Genomic DNA, 20,966 nt, shown 5'->3' with positions numbered 1-20,966 from the left:
CAAAAGGTGCCCAGTAGGCCGAGTGGGTGGTTGGTCTTGTAGGTCGCTCCCGTTATAATCCGTCTTGCTCAGGACGAGCAGGATCAAAATCACACACTTCAGGGACTGAAGTTATGCCCCAGGCAAGCGGATTGCAGTTCACCGCCCGTGTTGGCGAATTCCTCTCAGACCACTTCGTGGTCGCCAGCTTTGTGCTCACCGAAGGTTTATCCACGCTCTCCCATGGCCGTTTGAAACTGGCCAGCACCGACCCCGATGTGCAAGCAGCGGATGTGCTGGAGCAGCCGGTTGATCTGGTGGTGTGGCAAGACGGCCAGCCCCTACGACGCTTTACCGGCGTGGTGAACGAATTTGTTCGGGGCAACACCGGTCACCGCCGCACCCATTACGAAGTGGTGATTCAGCCTCCCGTGTGGCGCTTGGGCTTAATGCACAACAGCCGTATCTTCCAGGCACAGACCACCGATGCCATTGTGCGCACGTTGCTGGAAGAGCGAGGAATTGTGGATACGGTGTTCGACCTTAAACGCTCCCCCGAGGAGCGAGAATACTGCGTCCAGCACCGCGAAAGTGACCTGAAATTCTTGGAACGACTCGCTGCCGAAGAAGGCTGGCACTACCGCTACCAGCACGGCAGCTTGGACGGTGGAGAACAACCGGCGTTAATCATCGCCGACCATCACGGTGATGCGCCCAAACTAGACCCGGTAGAATGTAACACCAAAGCTGGTGGCAGTACCCAGCAGGCCTGCATCTACAGCTTCGCCTACGAAGAAAGGGTGCGGGCTTCATCGGTGGCGATGAAAGACTACACCTTCAAGAACCCTGCCTACGCTCTAATGCATGAACAGAGTGCCGGTGGCGTGAACCACCGGGAAGACTACCAACACTATGACTATCCTGGCCGCTACAAAGCCGACGCCAGCGGCCAGCCGTATACTCAGGCTCGATTAGACGCACTCAGAAATGATGCGTCTGTCGCCAAAGGCAAAAGCAACCGTCCGGATTTTGCCGCCGGAGCCAAAGTCGACCTGCAAGACCACGACAGTCAAAGCCTGAACCGGGAATGGCTACTGACCGCCATCACCCACACCGGTAAACAACCGCAAGCGCTGGAAGAAGAGGGCGGTAGCGAACCGACCAGCTACGCCAACGAATTCACCGCCATTCCCGCCGATAAAACCTGGCGCGCCCTCTGTGGGCACAAACCCATGATGGACGGCCCTCAAATGGCCATCGTAACTGGCCCGGAAGGCGAAGAGATTCACTGCGACCAATACGGCCGCGTGAAAGCGCGATTCCCGTGGGACCGCTATTCAAAGAATGATGAACACAGCAGCGCTTGGCTGCGCGTATCCCAAGGCTGGGCTGGCGGCCAGTATGGCTTTATGGCCTTGCCCCGAATCGGCAACGAAGTGATTGTCAGCTTCCTTGACGGCGACCCGGACCAGCCGATCATCACGGGCCGCACCTACCACGCCACCAACACGCCACCGTACGCGCTACCCGAACACAAAACCCGCACCACGTTAAAAACCAAAACCCACAAGGGGGAGGGCAGCAACGAACTGCGGTTTGAAGACGAAGCTGGGGAAGAACAGGTCTACGTGCACGCCCAGAAAGATCTGGATTTGCTCACGGCAAACAACCGCACGGAAGTGATCAAAAACGACAGCCATCTGACCGTGGAAAACGACGGCTTCAGCCAAGTGAAAGCCAACCACCACTCAACGGTAGACGGTGAGTATCGGGAAAAAATCGGCGACGATTACAGCCTGACCGTAAATGGCAGCCACCACAGTAGACAGGGCAAAAACCAATTGGTGGAGGCCGGTAGTGAGATTCACCACAAGGCTGGTATGAAGATCGTGATCGAAGCAGGGGCCGAGGTGACGCTGCAAGCTGGTGGAAGCTTTATGAAGGTGGATCCAAGTGGAGTGACGGTTTCGGGGCCGCTGGTGAGGATGAATTCGGGGGGCGGGCCGGGGAGTGGGCGTTCGGCTGGGGCCAAGAAGCCCGAGAAGCCGGCGATAATTGCTGATCATATGCAACCAGATAATGCGACTAGCCCCATAGCAGAGGCACCTCAGCGGAAAAACGCACTTGAAGAGCCTCGCTGGTCATTGGCTTCTGCGAATAGCGGCAAAGCACCGTTATTGAAACAAGGTGCCCGGGAAGGGGCATTAACTGTAACTGCTTGCGAGTTTGATGAGCATGGACGCTGCGCACTACATCAACACACTTGAAACTAGAGCCCCACGGGGGCCCAAACCCTGCGACTATGATTTCGCAATATTGGATCTAGCAAGCTCAGACGAACTTCTTGGCGAGATTTATGCGGGCATGACAAGTGAGCCGATTCAGTGGTGGAGCCTCTTCGAGGGCACCAATTGGCAAGCTGAATGGGGCAATGGCCCCATACTTGTTTACCTCAGCAACGCCCCGAATTTTCGCGCGCAACTGAGCTCCCGGCTTGAATCCTCGCCGCAAGGTATTGTGTTTAAATCGGATATTCCTGTGGATGAGCTCCGTAACCACCTATCTCAATGGTTAACAGAGTCCAATCCCGGGTCTGGACAGCTTCTGAGGTTCCATGAACCCAGAATGTTTGGCCCATTGCTGTGTGTTCTAGCCGATCAAGCCTGTGAAAAACTGCTGTCCGCCGGCACTCATTGGTGGTGGCATGATGCCCATAACTGGCGCCAAGCAATGCCAAAAGACGGTGTCAGCAGGTTGGAAATCAGCCCTGAGGAAATATTGGTTTCGCAACTCGAACTGCAAAGCTCAGAGTTATACTGGCTGGCTAGTGAGGCATGCGGGTATGCCGCCTACTACAGCGACTCTCTGCTTGAGTCCAAAGAACCAGAACGCTGGGTTTTCGACACCCTGCATACTGCAAAGAACGCTGGCTTTGCTAATGCAGAGTTACTGGAGCGCTGGCTGAGAATGGCCATTCAATACGGTAAAAACTTCTATCTTAACGAGCCCGTCCACACTGTATTTTCCCATGAAGAGCTCCCCACGATGGATCGACTGACTGCTATGGAAAGCTTGATGGAGAGTGTTTATGCAAACAACGTATAGAGTCCAAAGCGGAGACACTCTCTCTGCCATTGCTGTTAAGCATCAAACATCTATTGCAGAGCTGCAGGCCATCAATCCGCAGATCACCAACAAGGATCACATTCAGATTGGCTGGGAGCTCAAAATCCCTGCGAATGGGGGGCCGGCTAGGGCAAATGGCTCTAAAACCTTGCGCTCACCTCGTTCCACTAATAATCAATCCAAAGGCCAAGCCAGTTGCAGGGAGTGCTCAGAAGAGTACACCGAAATTATTCACATCACAGGAGCGAGTGATGACGAGTGGTGCGTAGCCTTGCCAGAGAGTGCGGCTAAAGAACTTTTACAAGAGGTCGAACTCGTTGATGGGCTAATGGCAGAATTTAAAGAAGCTCAAAACACTAACTATGACCCGCAGTATAGTGAGCCGAGCCCTAAACGACGGTGGATGCAAAAAGCCGAGAAAATGGGCGTAATAGCGCCATCGTCCGATGAACGCGAAGACGATAGTGAAAACAAAGCTTCACAGATTAGTTCACAGATTGCTGCGATAGATGAACAAATCAAGTGGTACAAGGATTACGATTCTGACTATTTGATGTCCTATGTCAGCGACGATGCGCAGAAGCGGGAAGACGTTGAAACTGCGGCCAAAGAGAAGCGCTTGGCCATGCTGCGCGAAGAGCGGCAAACTTTAGTACGGCAACTTGAGGAAGGCAGTGCTTCCAGTGGGGTGAAAGGTAATGGCGTAAAGTCATCAGACTTTTTAGCCTCACACGGGAACACCACCGAAAAAGGTATTGTAGCAAGTCGCAGGGCCCGCAAGAACATCGGTGTCATTGAGATCATGATCGCCAGCCGCCCTGGGCGCTGGCATTACATTCGGCGAGAGGCTTACCAACGTTTGGTGACGACTTATGCTTCGGTTCGGTACGTCAAGAAAACCCGCGCCATAGCCAATACTCTGAAAAACAAATCTGCGACAGGTTCTATCCTCGCCGGCCAAATTTTAGAGGGCATTTCTGCAGATGCAGCAAAAAGTCTTGCGGGCAACATCGGGATAACATTCGCAGAAACCAGCGACCAGCACTATTTACTCGGAGAAGAACACTCGAAACTGACGTGGTCATCCGGCGGTGATGAAAGCCCCGTCGAAAACAACTTCCAAGTAAGCGCTGAAGCACATCTCATGCGCTTTGCAATGCAGGCAAGCGCCGGAGTAAATGCCTTCGATCTCAGTACAGGAGAGATCGATATAGGCACCAAAGCGAGCGCGACTATGGCGCTGCTGGAAGCCGAGATAAAACTTGCCGAAGTATTTGTCCCACAAGAGGCTGGTTGGGACTGCCGCTTCACCTATAGAAATCGTAACGGTGAACTAACGGACATGGCCTTCGGGGCGTTTCGATTCTCTGGAGACATTACTCTGAACTGTTTCGCTGGAGGAAGGGGCAGTGGCGAAGCAAGCGCCAGACTCTCTTCGGGCGCAGCCTCATTCCTGTTATCTGACAAGAAAAAAGTTGAAGCAAGCCCCACCGCAGGCCTTGCAGTAACTGGCAATGCGTTTGCCGGCGCGGAGGCTGGAGGCGCAGTGGGGGGGCAATTTAGTTGGGTGCATCCCAGTGAGCAGTATAAAAACGATGCTGCCTGGCAAAATCTATTCAAGATATCGGCAGGCGGAACTCTGGCACTTGGCGCTGGAGCCGGGTTTGATTTTCAACTCAAAGTAGTTCGAAACGCTATAGTTTTAGTGTGTAAGGGGCGCTTGGTGTTTGGCCCGGGAGCTAGCGGCTCTTTTGGGAGTGAAATTGGAGCCGACAAAATCTGGAATCTGGCCAAAACTGTCTTTGAGGTTCTATCCGCAGCGGATTACCACTTTCTGGCAAACATAGACGAAGAGCTTTTCTCTCAGTGGACCAAAGCATTGTATTTGAAGTTTACTGATGATACCCAAAACCTCCTAGAACTGCTGACATGCCCTGCGTTACGCTTCGATGAATTTTGGATGATGAGGAAAGAGCGGAAAAAGGCAGCCGAAGCCCTATCTATAAAAATAATTTCCCATGCAAAAAGTTGTTCAAGTTTGGAAGAGTTAAATCTGGACGGCCTACCATACAGCCAGCTACCTCCCGAAGCTTTAGGCGCAATGATGCATACTTTGAGTGAAACGTTTTTAGACAGCTGGGAAGAAAATCAGGAGAAAGCCCTTCTGATCCTGACGTCTCAAATTAAAACATGGCGGCAGTTTTTTGAAACACTAGAGCACATGTCGCCAGATGGTAGCAAAGTGAATCCAATGGGCAGCCTGAGGACTCTTGTCGCAATACTCGATGACGGTGCTTCAGACAGCCAGCTATCTCAATTCCATCGCTGGATTACGTCAGATTTGGCAATAAAACCCAGCAAACGCTCATTGAACTTGGCATGGACTCCCATTCCAATAAAGCAGAAGGGTGATCGTTTGGCCATCCGAATAGCCAAGCTTAACGAGTCACAACGGGAAATATGGGCTTAATGCTGCGAGCACCGAAACCCCAGGGCGCGATAATAAGACCTTTCAACTGCCGGAGCACTGTCCCTGAGTATAGTAGTTTTGGAGCTAGCTGATGTATTAAACCCACCAGACCGAACTACTTTGGTTTCTCCAGATACGGGTCCCATCGGGTTATTCTCGGGGCTCTCCTGATAATAGGTTTCTGAATACCAGTCGTTCACCCACTCGGCGCTGTTGGATGTCAGGTGGTGAATGCCCAACGGATTTGCCGGGAAGCTATCCACTGGATACAGGCGCCGAATCCCATCATGTGGTGGCGCGTTTTCTCCAGGAAGCCATTCGCCATTATTGGTAGCAACGAGAACCTTATCGCCCCTGTTTCGCGCTGCGTACTCCCATTGCGCCTCCGTTGGCAGATCGACAGCCCTCTCAGCCAGCGCCCCTATCCACAGACAGTAGTCCTTGGCTTCTTGCCAAGCCTTGGTCCACGCAGGCAGATTGGGCTCAAACAAGTGCTGCCGATCGTCGCGAGAACGCAGTTCGGGGGCATAGGGCTCCCGACCCATCAGGTCTCGATAAAGGTCAAAGTCTCCCAGCTTTGTTTCGTATTTCGATAGGTGAAAGTCATCGAGGGTTACTTTGTGAAGGTGATCATTGTCAGGCCAGATGTCAGTATTACAAAGCTGTCTAGAGCCCGGCTCACATGGCCAGCCAAACTCACCCATCATGAAACTTCCGCCCTCAACAAAAACCATGCTATCCAAGGCGCGAACCACTAAGTCTGTGACAGCCTTTTGCTGTGCCCGGGACAAATCCGGGTGGCGCTCCTCAACTCGGGTCTGAATTGCATCTATCTCGGATTCGCTCAATGTCTCGCTGGTCACCGATGTACAGCTTGACGTCAGGACAATTGCTACAAAAAATAACAGGTACCGCATGAATCTTCCTTGTAATGACTTAGCCCGCGATCACTCACAGAGCGCTCGAAAAAATAACTAGCCAATCACCCCGCCAATTTCGGCAAAAACGACGTGTCTACCCAATACCTCTTCAAATTCCCTTCATCCACCAGCACCGGAATCTTCTCCTGACTAATATGATCAGTCGGGTCAAACCACAAATTATCGCTACGAAATACATGAAGCTCGCGGGTTTGGGGGTGCTGCCATTGGCATACGATCCGGAACGGGTTGCGGCCGTTTACGGTCAGGCTGGTGTTTTGCTCTACTCTTTGGAACGAGGCATGGACTTCGACGCCATTCTTCTGAAGGTAGGCTTTTGAGCGGCCTTTGATTACGCCACGAAGCACCATTCCGCCACCGATCAGCCCAAACACAGAGCCTAAAATGCCAGCAATCACGGCCCCGCCCCAAAGTGAGAAGAAACCGTCAATCATGGCGTCTTGCGGATTAGCTGGCTCATAAAACACGGTTACCTGCTCCCCTCGATTGTAGGAAGGCGGGTTGGAGCCGGAGTTAGAGCGAAATTCGATTGGCTGACCCTCGGCGGCCGTGAACCTAACAACAGGGTAGTAGCTGGTAGAGTCACTGGAACGTGAGCGTATCAGCTCAACAACGGTACCTTGGGCGGTTTCGGAGCGCTCGAGAAATGAAGTGGTGTTGTTGTATAGAATGATCGCACCAACCAGTAGTGCTGCACCAACAATCGAGAAAACGTATTTGATTACCTTGATAGTCTTCAACGATATCTTCCTTTTTAAACGTTGAGATAAAGGCTTCAGCGCCCCTACCTTGGGGCGGTTTATTTGCGGGCGACATTATACCGTCAAATGCTGACGAAATCCTGCAGGCTAATCCGCAAATTCTTTTGTTCGGAAAAACAGGCGCGAAGGCAAAAAAGCCCCCGAAGGGGCTAATTAAGTGGCCGATTACACGCGATCAATCAATGACTGATCATCCAGGGGCGCATGGAAGGGAACATCTTTTTCCCGTCAGCGGTATAGAACAGCATGTGTTTGCCGGCTGACTTCTTCTTGCAACCGCAACTTTTCCGGTGCTCAGCATCCCGTGCACGTTGGTCGGCAGTGGAGATGATAGGCTCATGCCTGGCTTTTTCATTGCGGGCCTGAGCCTTGCGCCGAGCCGGGTCCATGGCCAGTATCTCCGGCGGCAACACAATCACCCGTGGTGACAGCACCTTGCATTCAGGACAGTTTGCCGGATGTCCGGCTTCTGCCATGGTGCCCAGTTCCTGAAATAAGCCGTGCTCTTGGCATTTGTAGTCGTACAACGGCATGGTTTATTACTCCTTGTCTGGTGACAGGGGTACGTCGGTGCCCGGGGTAACCATCTTCTTCGGACCTTCAGCCGTGGGGTTGATGTCGAAGTCGAAGATTTCCGTTGGCAGCCACAAGGTTGCACAGGCATTGGGTACGTCCACCACACCACTGATATGGCCTTCCACCGGCGCGCAGCCGAGCAGGGCATAGCCTTGGGCCGGTGTATAACCAAATTTGGTGAGGTATTCGATGGCATTCAGGCAGGCCTGGCGATAGGCTACCTGAACATCCAGGTAATGCTGCTGGCCTTGCTCATCCACCGAAATGCCTTCAAAGATCACATAGTCTTCGTAACGAGGCTTGATGGTGCTGGGCTTGAACACTGGGTTCTTGATGCCGTACTTGGACATGCCGTCCTTGATCAGATTTACCCGCAGGTGAATCCAGCCGGCCATTTCGATCGCACCACAGAAGGTGATCTCACCGTCGCCCTGACTGAAGTGAAGATCGCCCACCGACAGGCCGGCACCTTTCACATACACCGGGAAGTAAGCTTTTGAACCCCGAGACAAATCCTTGATGTCACAGTTGCCGCCGTGTTCACGGGGAGGCACGGTACGGGCCGCTTCTGTTGCGGCTTCTTTGGCGGCGTCACCGGCAAGTTTGCCCAAGTGCGCAGTATCGGCGAATGGCATGTTAGCCAGCCCGGGTACGCGATTTGGCTCGGTGTCGTAGAGTTCTTTCTCCCGACGGTTCCACTCCATCAACATTTCTTTGGACGGCAGGCAACCGATCAGGCCGGGGTGGATCATGCCGGCGAATTCCACATTTGGGATGTGGCGGGATTTGGTGAACATGCCGTTGAAGTCCCAGATGGATTTCTGAGCCTCAGGAAAATGCTCTGTCAGGAAGCCACCACCATTTTTCTTGGCGAAGAAGCCGTTAAAGCCCCATTGGCTGTCTTGGAACGCTCCAATGTCGAGAATGTCCACTTCTAACAAATCGCCCGGCTCAGCGCCTTCGACGGCAACAGGTCCAGACAGGAAATGCACCTGAGTCAGATCCACGTCCCGGATATCGTCAGCGCAGTCGTCGTTTTTGATTTGCCCACCGGTCCAGTCGTAGCATTCCAGAACGAAATCGTCCCCCGGCTTGACCGTCGCCGCCATGGGGATGTCCGGGTGCCAACGGTTATGAATTTGCTCATTCTCGTAGGCGGATTTGCTTCTGTCGATCTTGATAAGGGTTTCGGCCATAACGGGCGCTCCTAGTTTCTTGACTTCATGGTTCAAACCGGTGATGCGCAGTGCCTGATGGCTTCTGCGCTGACGTAATTCACTATCGGCGATCGCTGCCTGTGGTGGTATTCGCGAAATGCCCCCAGCGCCTACGTCATTCGACGTATTGGTGCACAGTAACGGTCCTGTTCTGTACGTTGGCTTCAAATCGTTTGCAGTCAGGATGCGCCAGCAGGGCTCTGGCTACCGCTGGTTCCAGACGCTGGCGAAAAGCTCGCAACATCTCCCGGGCGCCGTAACGGGCATCGTAGCCGCGGGACAGTTCGGTCCGAAGCTCCGTCGACAGATACAACTCGGCGTGTTTTTTGCCCAGCCGCCGATTAAGACCCGCCAATTCGATGTCCAGCAAAGCTTCCAGCCAGTTATCCGTAAGACTGTTGAACGTAAGAATCTGATCAATCCGGTTCAGAAACTCCGGATCAAAATGACGACGCAGGGCGGTATCACGTAGGGACTCTCCCTGATCGGGTGATAATCCGAACCAACGGCGCCAGCCCGTTTGATAACGTTGGTGATGCGCCTCGGCATCCAGTGCGCCGGCGTTGCTGGTCATGAAAATCAGGGTGTTGCGAAAATCGATCTCCCGATTGCCGGAGGGGAGTATCAACCGGCCGGTGTCCAGTACGTTTAGCAGGGTGCGGACCACCTCTTTGCTGGCTTTCTCGATTTCATCGAAAAGCACTATGCCTGGCTTGCTGAACGAGCCCTGAACCTTATCCAGGTCAAACAGGCTGTGGCCTTCTTTACTACCCACGTAGCCTGGCGGTGCACCGGTAAGTGCAGCCGCGTAGTGTTCCTGGGCCAGAGTGTTCATATCGATACGACACAGCCCATCCCGGTTGCCATGAATGGCTTCGGCGATGAGGCGTACGGTTTCGGTTTTACCAACCCCGGTGGGGCCAAGGAACAGGTGAACCGCCAGCGGTCGATTTTCCTCACCGATATCGGCCTTCACCCGCACCAGCATGGATTCCATCGCAGTCAGGGCTTCATCCTGGCCCACAATGTTCTCCCGCAAACGGGACATAACAGTATCGGGCTCAAAGCGGAACCGAGAAGCACGAACCGGGCCTGAGGCGGCCCGGTTCTTGTCAATGGCTTCCCGATTGGCTTCCAGCCGATCATTGATACACGGCATCAGCTTCTCCCGGCTTTAAGCCCCTGCAGATTTTTCCTTGCCATCGACCGGTAGGGAGCCCACCGGACATTCGGCGGTGCCGACAGTTTTCCTCGTCATCGCCTCGACATTTTCCTGGGCTTTCTGGGCATCCATCACCCAAGTGCGGTAAAAATCGAACGGGCAGTCTGCTACCCCTTTGTCGCCGTCACCGGAGTTGTGAACACCGGTGTAACCCCGGTGCAGCAGTTTGAACAGATGGTTCTGGGACTGATCATTGGCGCGAGCATCGCGAATCTGGCTGATCGAAAGCTGGGCATACTGAATCCCCATGTCTTCCTCACCACACTCGCCCAGCGTGCGACCGTCAAAGCCGATGATTGCGGAGTGGCCAAAGTAAGAGTAAACCCCATCAAAGCCGGATGCGTTCGCGACCGCCACATAGCAGTTGTTCGCCCAGGCCATGCTCTTGGACATCAGCACCTGCTGCTCCTTGGCCGGGTACATGTAGCCCTGGCAACGGACGATCAGCTCGGCACCCTTCATGGCGCAATCCCGCCAGATTTCCGGGTAGTTGCCGTCATCACAGATGATCAGGCTGATCTTCATACCCTTCGGACCTTCGCTGACGTAAGTGGTATCACCCGGATACCAGCCCTCAATCGGACACCAAGGCACACACTTGCGGTATTTCTGAACAATCTCACCTTCGTTATTGATGAGAATCAGAGTGTTGTAAGGCGCCTTATTCGGGTGATCCTCATGGCGCTCACCGGTCAGGGAGAAAATGCCCCAGGTATTGGCCTCACGGCACGCTGCGGAGAAAATGGCCGTTTCGTCACCGGGAATCGTAGCCGCGGTTTCCATCATCTCGTCATTGTCGTACATGATGCCCATGGTGCTGTATTCCGGGAACACCACCAGATCCATACCCGGCAGGCCGACTTTCATGCCTTTGATCATCTCCGCAATCTTGCGGGCGTTATCCAACACTTCAGCCTTGGTATGTAGCCTCGGCATCTTGTAGTTCACTACCGCAACGCCAACGGTATCGTTACTGCTGGAAATATCACCGTGTCTCATAGACTACTCTCCTGGAATTTTTGCAAATGACACCCGCCTCAGCGGCTTCCCCTAAAATTAAACAGCCAGATAACTGGCAATCTTCTCCTGATTCGCTTCAGCCCGGCTCTCTTCATGGACGATCGCGCCTTTCTCGATCACCAGAATCCGGTCCGCAGCATCCATCACAAAACTCAATACCTGCTCTGACACCACAATCGACAGCCCTCGCTCATCGCGGATGCGCCGCAGCGTCTGCGCGATTTCCTTGATGATGTTGGGCTGAATGCCTTCAGTAGGTTCATCAAGCAGCAGCACCTTGGGCCGGGTGGCCAGTGCGCGCGCGATGGCCAACTGTTGCTGCTGGCCGCCAGACAGGTTGCCGCCGCGTCGGTTTTGCATTTCCTTGAGCACCGGGAACATCTCGTACAGATCTTCTGGCACCTTCTTCTCCCCGACCGCGGCGAGGCCAGTTTCAATGTTTTCCCTCACGGTGAGGGTCGGGAAGATCATCCGCCCCTGAGGGACAAAACCGAGACCAGCGCGTACACGCTGATAACTTTTAAGTCGGGTCAGATCCGTGCCATCCAGGCTGACCTCGCCACCTTTGGTTGGAGTCATGCCAATAAGGGACTTCATCAGCGTGGTTTTACCCATACCATTGCGGCCAACCACAGCGACAATTTCGTTCTTTTTCACATCCAGGTTAAGGTCCTGGATGATGGTACTTTGGCCGTAAGCCACCAAATGATGTTTGATGCTCAACATGATCAGTGCCCCAGATAGACTTCGATGACTTTAGGGTCCGATTTCACATGATCGATGGACCCTTCCGAGAGAACCTTGCCCTGATGCATGACGGTGACCCGGTCGGCGATGTCGCCGACAAACTGCATGTCATGCTCAATCACCAGAACCGTATGGCTCTTGGTGATCACCCGGAGCAGCTCCGCCGTCTTTTTCCTTTCCGCCACAGACATGCCTGCCACCGGTTCATCCAGCATCAACAAATCCGGTTTCTGAATCAGTAGCATGCCGATCTCCAGCCACTGTTTCTGGCCGTGGCTGAGCAGTGCGGCAGGTTCATGTAGGGCTTCGGTGAGGAAGATGGTTTTCGCCACATCTTCCACCGCCTCAATAACCGCCTCATCCCGCTTAAAAGCCAGTGCACCCATAACGCTGTGGCCTTGGGGATAAGACACCTCAAGGTTCTCAAACACCGTCAGGTCCTCGAAGACAGACGGAGTCTGGAATTTCCGGCCCACGCCCGAATGGACAATCTGGTGCTCTTTGAGTTTGGTCAGCTCCTTGCCCGCAAACTTGATGGAACCGGACGTCGCCTTGGTTTTTCCGCAGATCAGATCCAGCACCGTCGTCTTGCCCGCGCCGTTGGGGCCAATGATGACCCTGATTTCCTTAGGGTCGAGGTAGAAGGACAAGTCGTCGACTGCCTTGAAGCCATCGAAGGAGACGGTCAGGCCCTCAACCGCCAGTAGAAAATCCCCGCTGTTGCTCTTGCTTGTGCTCATCACGATTTCTCCGGACTGTAGGTGCCTGCCATCGGACTAAAACCCTCGGCCTGTTCAGCAGCCGGCTTGGCCACCACAGGTGCGGCTTTACTCTTGCTGCGTTTGAAGACCTTATTTTCCAGAGGCATCACGTAGCTCTTGTAGAGCCCCGCCAGGCCGTTCGGGAAAGCCAGCACCACACCGATGAACAGGGCGCCCATGGCAAAAGGCCAAAGCTCTGGGAAGGATTCGGAGAAACCACTCTTGGCGGCGTTGACCAGTAGGGCACCGTAGACAGCACCCAGGATGGACAACCGGCCGCCAAGGGCGCAGAAGATGACCATTTCGATGGAGGCAACGATGCCGATGAACGATGGCGACATGAAGCCCACCAAAAGGGTGAACAGAGCGCCGCCAATGCCGGCGAACGCCGCAGCCAGGCAGAATACAAAGATCTTGAAGGCCGCCACGTCATAGCCTGAGAAGCGCACCCGCATCTCTTGGGCGTTCATGGCGACGAGGATGCGGCCCAGTTTTCGGTTCTGAACAAGACGCGCTGCGAACAGGCAAAGAAAGAGCATGCCGACGCAGACGAAATACAGAATATTCCTGGCCTCATCGGTACGGATGTCCCAGCCCATCAAAGTCTGCAAGTCGGTAATGCCATTCACGCCACCGGTATAGCCCTGTTGTCCGATAATCAGGATGGTCAGCACCGCAGCAATGGCCTGAGTGATGATGGCGAAATAAACGCCGCCCACGCGTCGGGTGAACATGGCAATGCCGATGACGAACGCCAGCAGAACCGGCACACCAATTACCGCCAGCAAGGTGAACGAGAAACTGTGGAACGGTTCCCAGAACCACGGCAGCTCGGTGAGCTGGTTCCAGTCCATAAAATCCGGAATACCGGGCGTGGACTGAATAGCCGTGGCCTCCGGCGTGGAGGCCTCCAGCTTCAGGAACATGGCCATGCAGTATCCGCCCAGACCAAAGAACACACCTTGGCCAAGACTGAGGATGCCCGCTTTACCCCAGCACATGACCAGGCCAATCGCGACGAAGGCGTAGGTCAGGTATTTACCCACCATATTCAGTCGGAACGGATCCAGAGCCAGCGGCAGGATAACCACCAGCAGGAAAGCCAGTGCGAGGTAATACAGCCCCTCTCGGGAAACAAACCACTTCATAAGGGATGAATGCTTCATGACAATCTCCTAGCGACGGACCTTCAAGGCCATGAGTCCTTCCGGACGTATCATCAGAATTCCGATCACAACCAGCAGGGTGAGTACCTTGGCCATGGAACCACTGAGGAAGAACTCCATGGTGGACTGAGCCTGTGAGATACCGAAGGCAGAAATGATGGTGCCGATCAGACTTTGGGCGCCGCCAAACACCACAACCAGGAAGGTATCGACGATGTACGCCTGGCCTGAGGATGGGCCGGTTGACCCGATCATGGTGAATGCCGCTCCGGCAATACCGGCAATGCCACAGCCGAGAGCGAAAGTAGCTCGGTCTATGCCAGCACTGTTGATGCCCACGGATTCTGCCATTGGCCGATTTTGGACCACGGCGCGAACCTTTTTGCCATAGCCGGAGCGGTACATCAGAAGATACACACCCACGGCAACCGACAGGGCAATGACCATGACGAACAGTCCGTTAATTGGCAGGTCGACCATGTCGGTCACCTGAATAGCACCCATCATCCACTCCGGCAGATCAACGCCTACTTCCCGGGCGCCAAAGATAGAGCGGTACGCCTGCTGCATAATCAGGCTCAGGCCCCATGTCGCGAGCAGAGTGTCGAGTGGTCGGTGGTAGAGATGCCTTATCATGAGCCACTCAACGAGTGCTCCCAGTGCGGCACAAATCAGGAAGGCCAGAACCATGGCGATAAAGAAGTACCCGCCGAAAAAGCCTGGCAGATAGGATTGGAAAAAACCGGATGTCAGATAGGTTGTGTAGGCACCGAGGATCATGAACTCCCCGTGGGCCATGTTGATCACCCCCATCTGTCCAAAGATGATCGCAAGGCCCAGAGCCATCAGCACGAACACTGAAAACAGGGAGAGCCCGGCAAACCCCTGCATGGCAAATATCGACATCAATTCACTGCTGGTGTAGCCATCGAACATGACGCTTACTCCCCGATCAAACCAATATGCTTAACGTTTTAGAGGCAATAGATGCCGGCGCCTAAGGGCGCCGGCTATCCAAACTTACTGGTAACCTTCAGGGAACGGGTCGGGTTCCATCAGCTCTTCAGTCTCGTGAACCACTTTGTACTGGCCATCAAGCTGGGCCTGACCGATGCGGGTCTTGGACCACAGGTGATGGTTCTCGTGGATACGCACATAGCCTTCTGGCGCCTTGTCGAATTCAATGCCAGCGAACTCTTCGCGGATCTTGTCGATATCGAAGGAACCGGCCTTTTCAACCGCTGCTTTCCACAACCATGGGCCGAGGTAGGCTGCCTGGGTAACATCACCGATAACCATGTCATCGCCGTAGGCTTCCTTGAAGGCTGCTACGAAGTCTTTGTTGTTGGCGTTGTCCAAGCTCTGGAAGTACTTCATGGAGGCGTAGATACCTTCTACGTTCTCACCGCCGATACCGCGGATTTCGTCCTCGGTCACAGAGATGGTCAGCAGCAGAGGTTTCTCATCGGTGAAATCAACACCAGCGGCTTTCATTTGCTTGTAGAACGCCACGTTGGAGCCGCCCACGACTGACGCAAAGATAACGTCCGGCTTTTTGAGCTTGATCTTGTTGATAACCGAGTTGAACTGGGTGTGGCCCAGTGGGTAATACTCTTCACCCACCACTTTCAGACCCAGCTTGTCGATGTGCTTGCGGGCAATCTTGTTGGAGGTACGTGGCCAGATATAATCCGAGCCCAAAAGATAGAATGTCTTGGCACCTTTGGTTTCAACTGCCCAGTCGATGCTCGCGAGAATCTGCTGAGTAGCTTCCTGCCCGGTGTAGACAACGTTGGGAGACTGTTCCAGGCCCTCGTAGAAAGTGGGGTAGTACAGCATGCCGTTGAACTGCTCAATCACTGGCAGGATGGCTTTACGAGATGCGGAGGTCCAAGCACCGAAAATAGCCGCTACATTGTCCTGACGCAGCAACTTACGGGTTTTTTCTGCAAAAGTAGGCCAGTCACTGGCCCCGTCTTCCTGGACAAATTCAATCTGGCGACCGAGTACACCGCCGGAGGCGTTAATCTGTTCGATGGCGAGCTTTTCTGCCTGCACTGAGCCAATTTCGCTGATTGCCATCGTGCCGGTAATCGAGTGCAGTATGCCGACCGTGACCGTGTCGTCCGTAACCGCTAACCCTGTGGTGTTGACCTCAGCGGTGCTTGGAGTGGCCGCTTGTACAGATGTGGCCAGCATGACGGACGCCGCCAGTGTCATCAGGCTCTTTCGAAACCCTGACCCCTTCCCATCTGTCCGCCCGATGGCGGTTGTATCTGTTGTACCCATGGTGAATCCTCACAGTGTTTGAAAAGCCGGTGCTGCGTATCCATTCGGAAGCACAGCGCCCACCCCAAACATTCTGCTTGGCCCCTCTATTGGAACCCATTCGGCAATCGCCCCAGCGAACTACGTCATTTGACGCATTCCGATGGCAGGCAACACAGGCTAAAACGCGGATGCTCAAGGCCCGGGTGACCGTTTTTTTGGTGCAGCAGGCTATGGCACGGAACTTGAATTGCTTTTCAATTCCAGCACACCGAACCACAGAACTGCACCAAAACTGGGCAAGGCAACAATGGCCGCAAGACAGAATATTTTCCGGGTTAGGCGCCGATATAACCAATGGGTCGCTAACCAAACTCTCGAGGACTACGCTCTGCGCTTTACAGCCAAGAGTGCCCGGCGTTGGTCTGCAGCTAGGGTCTCCAATACCGCTCTGGGCGCGATTTCATTCCTGGCCCTGGAAGCGATCGGCGGTTCCATCACCTTGTACTACGGTTTTGATAATGCGGTGGCTGCGATTCTTGCGGTCAGTCTCGTGATTTTTCTAACGGTCATCCCAATCAGCTACTACGCGGCACGCTACGGGGTGGATATTGACCTCCTCACGCGGGGCGCCGGATTTGGCTATATCGGATCAACCATCACATCGCTTATCTACGCCAGTTTCACGTTCATATTTTTCGCCATTGAGGCCGCCATCATGGCCATGGCCCTCGAAATGCTGTTCGATATTCCCTTGGTGTTCGGCTATCTGATCTGCGCTGTGGTCATTATTCCCCTGGTCATACATGGCATTACCACGATCAGCCGATTTCAGGTCTGGACTCAGCCTGCATGGATCCTGTTACAACTGACGCCGTTCGTCTTCATCATCTATGCAGACGCCTCCTCCGTGACCGATTGGACACGGTTCGAGGGGCTGAACACGGTCGCCGGGCAAGGGCTTAATATCATCTCCTTCGGTGCGGCCGCGGCGGTTGTTTTTTCGTTGATCGCACAGGTTGGCGAACAGGTGGACTTTCTTCGCTTTATTCCAGAACCGAAAAATTCCCCGGAGAAGCGGCGCTGGTGGTTGGCCGTCATGGCCGGTGGGCCAGGCTGGATTGTCATTGGGATGATCAAGATTCTGGCCGGTTCATTTCTGGCGGTATTAGCACTAAATCACGGCATTTCCGCAACAGAGGCGGCCGACCCAACTCAGATGTACCTAGTGGCGTTTAATTACGTCACAGATTCTCCGGAAGTTGCTTTGGCCATGGCGGGAATTTTCGTGATTTTATGCCAATTGAAAATCAATGTGACGAACGCCTACGCCGGCTCTATTGCCTGGTCAAACTTCTTCTCGCGCCTCACCCACAGTCACCCGGGGCGCGTGGTCTGGCTATTCTTCAACGTGGCGATTGCGTTGCTGGTTATGGAATTGGGCGTATATCGGGCACTTGAGGAAACATTAGGTTTCTACGGAATCATAGCCATCGCCTGGGTCGGCGCATTGGTGGCAGACCTGGTGATCAACAAACCGCTCGGCCTTAGCCCCCCGCATATCGAGTTCAAGCGGGCACACCTGTATGACATCAATCCCGTAGGTGTAGGCGCTATGCTGGCGGCCTCGGTGATAGGTGTTACCTGCCATACTGGCGCCTTTGGAACCTATGCTCAGGCACTGTCGCACTTTATTGCCCTGGGCGTTGCCCTGGCAACGGCACCGCTGATTGCCTGGAAAACGAAAGGGCGATTTTATACCGCTCGCCCTTTTGAGCTTCTTGCCACCGACCAGCAATTGGTGCAGTGCACCATTTGTGAGCACAACTTCGAACCTGAGGATGTTACCAACTGCCCCGTGTACGCTGGCACGATATGCTCTTTATGTTGTTCGTTGGACGCTCGCTGTGGCGACGCCTGTAAGCCTGGAGCCGGTTATCATGATCAGCTTCAGGGGTTTTTGAGCGGGCTGCTTCCGCAGGCTATTCTGAACCAGCTGCGCTCTCGTCTTGGTCATTTTCTGACACTTCTCCTGATGATTAATGGTCTATCAGGGCTGCTGTTGTCGCTCATTTATCTTAAAACACCCGTCGCATCGGCACCTGAAGCTCTGGTGCTGTCGATTACCTTGTGGAAAGTCTTCTTCATACTTCTCATCGTTACCGGAGTAATCTGCTGGCTCTTTGTGCTGGCCCACGAGAGCAGGGTGGTCGCTGAGGAAGAATCTCGGCGGCAAAATCGGTTGCTAACGGAAGAAATCGGTGCTCACAAAAGAACTGATCAAGCTTTACAGGAGGCTAAAGAACAAGCGGAGGCAGCTAATGGTGCCAAGAGTCGTTACCTGACGGGTATAAGCCACGAACTTCGGTCCCCGCTCAATTCAATCTTGGGCTATGCCCAGTTGCTGGAGCACGATGAAGCGATACCACCTCACCGGAAAGAGGCCGTGGGCGTTATTCGCAATAGCGGAGAATACCTGGCCGACTTGATTGAGGGGCTTCTGGACATTTCCAAGATCGAAGCTGGGCGGCTTGATCTTCATCGGGATCAGGTGCGTATCGGACTGCTCATGGAACAACTGGTTACTATGTTCCGTTTGCAGGCTGAAGAGAAGGGATTGAAATTCGACTATCACTGCCCATACCCATTGCCGGAAGTGGTGACTACGGATGAAAAGCGTCTACGCCAGATACTGATCAACCTGCTGTCCAACGCCATCAAGTATACGGATCGCGGAACCGTCTCTTTGACATTGCGTTACCGCAGTCAGGTGGCAGAATTTACCGTTCGGGACTCAGGTGAGGGCATTGCAACTGAGAACATGGAACGTATTTTCCGACCCTTTGAGCGTATTCGTATCCCCGGGGAAAGCCGTATAGGCACTGGCCTCGGCCTTACGATCACTCGCCTTCTCACTGAAATTATGGGTGGTGACATTAACGTCGACAGCGAGTTGGGTGTTGGCAGCACCTTCAAGGTCAGTCTGATGCTATCCAGCGTTCACAGTTTTTCCCCGCGCTCTATCTCCGCACCGGCCCGCCGGATTTTTGGTTATCATGGAGTCCGGCGCAAAGTCCTTCTGGTCGACGACGATCCCTCAAGCCGCCAGGTTATTCGTGCTATGTTGTCGCCCCTTGGCTTCGAAATTAGCGATATCGGCAATGCTCTTAAAGTTCTGGAGACTGTTGAAACAGAACGACCGGACCTCGTTTTGATGGACGTGTCCATGCCGGGGCTGACAGGCTGGGAAGTTCTCGAGCAGTTACGCGCACAAACGTATACTATGCCGGTCGTCATGGTGTCCGCCGATGCTAACGAAGGGCATCACCCAGTGGAATCTACACCACTCTATGATGACTACATCATCAAGCCCGTGCGACTGAACTTACTTCTAGACGTCATTGCTCGTGTGCTGGGCGTGGAATGGTGCTTCGAAAAGTGCGCCGAGCCATTGGCTTCACTCGAACTGCACGAAGACGGCGATTTTCCGCTCCCGGAAATGGCGCAACGGGTAGCTCTGGCTAACCTGGCTCGAATTGGCCATCGCAAGGGGCTTCTGGAAATTTTGCATGGTTTGAAACACAACGGTGAGGCTGACGAGCGTTTCACTCGTGAGCTGACCAGCCTCACCAACGATTTCCAGTTTGCGAAAATAATTGAACTTTTGAAGGTAGCTGAACATGAAGCCTCATGATGACCGGAAAACCGTTGTTATGGTCGTGGATGATGCGATTGACTCTATCCGAATGATCAGCGATGCGCTCGAGGAAGCGGGTATGACTGTTCTGGTGGCGCTGGAAGGCAACCAGGCCCTGACCATTAGTCAGAACATCACTCCGGATGTTGTGCTCATGGATGCACTCATGCCTAACATGGACGGCTTCGAAACCTGCAGGCGACTGAAAGAAAATCCGGCCTTCACCGATATTCCCATCATTTTTATGACCGGCCTGAGTGATACCGAGCATGTAGTGATGGGCCTGAAAGCTGGGGGGGTCGACTATGCCACCAAGCCCATCAACACCACTGAGCTTTTGGCACGCATGGATGTGCATCTGGCCAACGCCCGGATGACACGAAGCGCGCGGACGGCGCTGGATACGGCTGGTCAGAATCTCTTTGCGGTAGATCGGGACGGAAATTTACTTTGGGGTACTCCCCATGTGTGTCGATGTCTGCCCGACACCGGCCACCCGGACTTTCAAACAATCCGCACCAAGCTCTCAGAATGGCTCGGCCACAACCTGGAAGCTGGGCATCAGATGCCGCTACAGGCTATGGATGCCGAGCATTCGGTCGAGTACTTGGCATTGGTGGATGGTCGCGAGTATCTGCTTCGGCTGAAAACACCACAGAACCAATCTAACGCCACCGCGGCCTTAAGAGAGCGCTTCCAACTGACACTTAGGGAGTCCGACGTACTGTTGTGGATCGCTAATGGCAAGACCAACCGGGAGATAGCACAGATTCTTGAGATGAGCCCGCGAACTGTGAACAAGCATCTGGAACAAGTATTCCGAAAGCTGGGTGTCGAAAACCGAACCTCTGCGGCTGCCAGCGCCATTCGCTTGCTAGCGACACAGTAACTGTAACCCCTTTCTTCAGTGATAATCTCTGGCTTGATCTAAGTGACGACATCAACCGGGTCGTTGTGTCGGTCGTGATCGTCGTCAGGGGGCACGAGCTATTGTAGAGATGGGTTAGTCCTTCCC

The 20,966-nt window shown here is 53.9% G+C and carries 16 protein-coding genes; 5 read left to right on the top strand and 11 right to left on the bottom strand.

Annotation, left to right across the window (positions count from 1 at the left end):
• Positions 1 to 113: 113 nt before the first annotated feature.
• The 3 genes from K5L82_RS08560 to K5L82_RS08550 are packed head-to-tail and all read left to right on the top strand — an operon-like array spanning position 114 to position 5,575.
• Positions 114 to 2,246, top strand: coding sequence for a type VI secretion system Vgr family protein (locus tag K5L82_RS08560; protein ID WP_223133827.1), 2,133 nt, complete (start codon positions 114 to 116; stop codon positions 2,244 to 2,246).
• Positions 2,209 to 3,084: a DUF4123 domain-containing protein gene (locus tag K5L82_RS08555; protein ID WP_262492548.1), complete on the top strand. Its 876-nt coding sequence runs from the start codon at positions 2,209 to 2,211 to the stop codon at positions 3,082 to 3,084. The genes K5L82_RS08560 and K5L82_RS08555 overlap by 38 nt, the downstream gene beginning before the upstream one ends.
• Complete coding sequence (locus K5L82_RS08550; RefSeq protein ID WP_223133825.1) at positions 3,068 to 5,575, top strand: LysM peptidoglycan-binding domain-containing protein; 2,508 nt, start codon at positions 3,068 to 3,070, stop codon at positions 5,573 to 5,575. Before K5L82_RS08555 ends, K5L82_RS08550 begins: the two co-directional genes overlap by 17 nt.
• Here K5L82_RS08550 and K5L82_RS08545 read toward each other — a convergent pair.
• From K5L82_RS08545 to urtA, 11 genes are all read right to left on the bottom strand, one after another.
• Positions 5,572 to 6,492: a formylglycine-generating enzyme family protein gene (locus K5L82_RS08545; protein ID WP_223133824.1), complete on the bottom strand. Its 921-nt coding sequence runs from the start codon at positions 6,490 to 6,492 to the stop codon at positions 5,572 to 5,574. The two genes, K5L82_RS08550 and K5L82_RS08545, sit on opposite strands and share 4 nt — an antisense overlap.
• A 65-nt stretch (positions 6,493 to 6,557) precedes the next feature.
• Positions 6,558 to 7,256, bottom strand: a complete 699-nt coding sequence (locus K5L82_RS08540; protein WP_223133823.1) for a DUF3592 domain-containing protein — start codon at positions 7,254 to 7,256, stop codon at positions 6,558 to 6,560.
• Between the two features lie 200 nt (positions 7,257 to 7,456).
• Positions 7,457 to 7,810, bottom strand: a complete 354-nt coding sequence (locus K5L82_RS08535; RefSeq protein WP_133006184.1) for a zinc ribbon domain-containing protein — start codon at positions 7,808 to 7,810, stop codon at positions 7,457 to 7,459.
• A 6-nt stretch (positions 7,811 to 7,816) separates the two neighbouring features.
• The gene (gene fmdA / locus K5L82_RS08530) at positions 7,817 to 9,049 is read right to left on the bottom strand and encodes a formamidase (protein WP_133006183.1); all 1,233 of its coding nucleotides are present in this window, start codon (positions 9,047 to 9,049) and stop codon (positions 7,817 to 7,819) included.
• A 136-nt stretch (positions 9,050 to 9,185) separates the two neighbouring features.
• Positions 9,186 to 10,229, bottom strand: a complete 1,044-nt coding sequence (locus K5L82_RS08525; RefSeq protein WP_223133822.1) for an AAA family ATPase — start codon at positions 10,227 to 10,229, stop codon at positions 9,186 to 9,188.
• Between the two features lie 15 nt (positions 10,230 to 10,244).
• Entirely contained in the window at positions 10,245 to 11,291 is a 1,047-nt protein-coding gene (locus K5L82_RS08520; RefSeq protein WP_223133821.1) for an aliphatic amidase, read from the bottom strand.
• Between the two features lie 57 nt (positions 11,292 to 11,348).
• Entirely contained in the window at positions 11,349 to 12,038 is a 690-nt protein-coding gene (gene urtE, locus K5L82_RS08515; protein WP_133006180.1) for an urea ABC transporter ATP-binding subunit UrtE, read from the bottom strand.
• Positions 12,039 to 12,040: 2 nt separating this feature from the next.
• The gene (urtD, locus tag K5L82_RS08510; RefSeq protein WP_165950608.1) at positions 12,041 to 12,799 is read right to left on the bottom strand and encodes an urea ABC transporter ATP-binding protein UrtD; all 759 of its coding nucleotides are present in this window, start codon (positions 12,797 to 12,799) and stop codon (positions 12,041 to 12,043) included.
• Positions 12,799 to 13,986 carry an urea ABC transporter permease subunit UrtC gene (urtC, locus tag K5L82_RS08505; RefSeq protein ID WP_133006178.1) on the bottom strand — a complete coding sequence of 396 codons (1,188 nt, stop codon included), beginning with the start codon at positions 13,984 to 13,986 and terminating at the stop codon, positions 12,799 to 12,801. The genes urtD and urtC overlap by 1 nt, the downstream gene beginning before the upstream one ends.
• Positions 13,987 to 13,995: 9 nt before the next feature.
• The gene (gene urtB, locus K5L82_RS08500; RefSeq protein WP_133006177.1) at positions 13,996 to 14,922 is read right to left on the bottom strand and encodes an urea ABC transporter permease subunit UrtB; all 927 of its coding nucleotides are present in this window, start codon (positions 14,920 to 14,922) and stop codon (positions 13,996 to 13,998) included.
• 84 nt (positions 14,923 to 15,006) lie between these two features.
• Positions 15,007 to 16,185: an urea ABC transporter substrate-binding protein gene (urtA, locus tag K5L82_RS08495; protein WP_262492621.1), complete on the bottom strand. Its 1,179-nt coding sequence runs from the start codon at positions 16,183 to 16,185 to the stop codon at positions 15,007 to 15,009.
• Positions 16,186 to 16,564: 379 nt separating this feature from the next.
• Between urtA and K5L82_RS08490 the strand changes: the two genes are divergently transcribed.
• Together K5L82_RS08490 and K5L82_RS08485 are read left to right on the top strand one after the other, a co-directional pair.
• Entirely contained in the window at positions 16,565 to 19,948 is a 3,384-nt protein-coding gene (locus tag K5L82_RS08490) for an ATP-binding protein (RefSeq protein ID WP_223133819.1), read from the top strand.
• Positions 19,935 to 20,840, top strand: a complete 906-nt coding sequence (locus K5L82_RS08485) for a DNA-binding response regulator (protein ID WP_223133818.1) — start codon at positions 19,935 to 19,937, stop codon at positions 20,838 to 20,840. Before K5L82_RS08490 ends, K5L82_RS08485 begins: the two co-directional genes overlap by 14 nt.
• The last annotated feature ends 126 nt before the right edge of the window (positions 20,841 to 20,966 follow it).

The sequence above is a fragment of the Marinobacter sp. AL4B genome, assembly GCF_019916045.1.
Classification (GTDB): Bacteria; Pseudomonadota; Gammaproteobacteria; order Pseudomonadales; family Oleiphilaceae; genus Marinobacter.
This window is presented reverse-complemented; position numbering and strand designations above follow the sequence as displayed.

What these genes read in the sequence shown, in the direction of transcription:
- K5L82_RS08560 (WP_223133827.1), top strand. Translation starts at nt 114, where the DNA reads ATGCCCCAGGCAAGCGGATTGCAGTTCACCGCCCGTGTTGGCGAATTC.
- K5L82_RS08555 (WP_262492548.1), top strand. Translation starts at nt 2,209, where the DNA reads ATGAGCATGGACGCTGCGCACTACATCAACACACTTGAAACTAGAGCC.
- K5L82_RS08550 (WP_223133825.1), top strand. Translation starts at nt 3,068, where the DNA reads ATGCAAACAACGTATAGAGTCCAAAGCGGAGACACTCTCTCTGCCATT.
- K5L82_RS08545 (WP_223133824.1), bottom strand. Translation starts at nt 6,492, where the DNA reads ATGCGGTACCTGTTATTTTTTGTAGCAATTGTCCTGACGTCAAGCTGT.
- K5L82_RS08535 (WP_133006184.1), bottom strand. Translation starts at nt 7,810, where the DNA reads ATGCCGTTGTACGACTACAAATGCCAAGAGCACGGCTTATTTCAGGAA.
- fmdA (WP_133006183.1), bottom strand. Translation starts at nt 9,049, where the DNA reads ATGGCCGAAACCCTTATCAAGATCGACAGAAGCAAATCCGCCTACGAG.
- K5L82_RS08525 (WP_223133822.1), bottom strand. Translation starts at nt 10,229, where the DNA reads ATGCCGTGTATCAATGATCGGCTGGAAGCCAATCGGGAAGCCATTGAC.
- K5L82_RS08520 (WP_223133821.1), bottom strand. Translation starts at nt 11,291, where the DNA reads ATGAGACACGGTGATATTTCCAGCAGTAACGATACCGTTGGCGTTGCG.
- urtE (WP_133006180.1), bottom strand. Translation starts at nt 12,038, where the DNA reads ATGTTGAGCATCAAACATCATTTGGTGGCTTACGGCCAAAGTACCATC.
- urtD (WP_165950608.1), bottom strand. Translation starts at nt 12,799, where the DNA reads ATGAGCACAAGCAAGAGCAACAGCGGGGATTTTCTACTGGCGGTTGAG.
- urtC (WP_133006178.1), bottom strand. Translation starts at nt 13,986, where the DNA reads ATGAAGCATTCATCCCTTATGAAGTGGTTTGTTTCCCGAGAGGGGCTG.
- urtB (WP_133006177.1), bottom strand. Translation starts at nt 14,922, where the DNA reads ATGTTCGATGGCTACACCAGCAGTGAATTGATGTCGATATTTGCCATG.
- urtA (WP_262492621.1), bottom strand. Translation starts at nt 16,185, where the DNA reads ATGCTGGCCACATCTGTACAAGCGGCCACTCCAAGCACCGCTGAGGTC.
- K5L82_RS08490 (WP_223133819.1), top strand. Translation starts at nt 16,565, where the DNA reads ATGGCCGCAAGACAGAATATTTTCCGGGTTAGGCGCCGATATAACCAA.
- K5L82_RS08485 (WP_223133818.1), top strand. Translation starts at nt 19,935, where the DNA reads ATGAAGCCTCATGATGACCGGAAAACCGTTGTTATGGTCGTGGATGAT.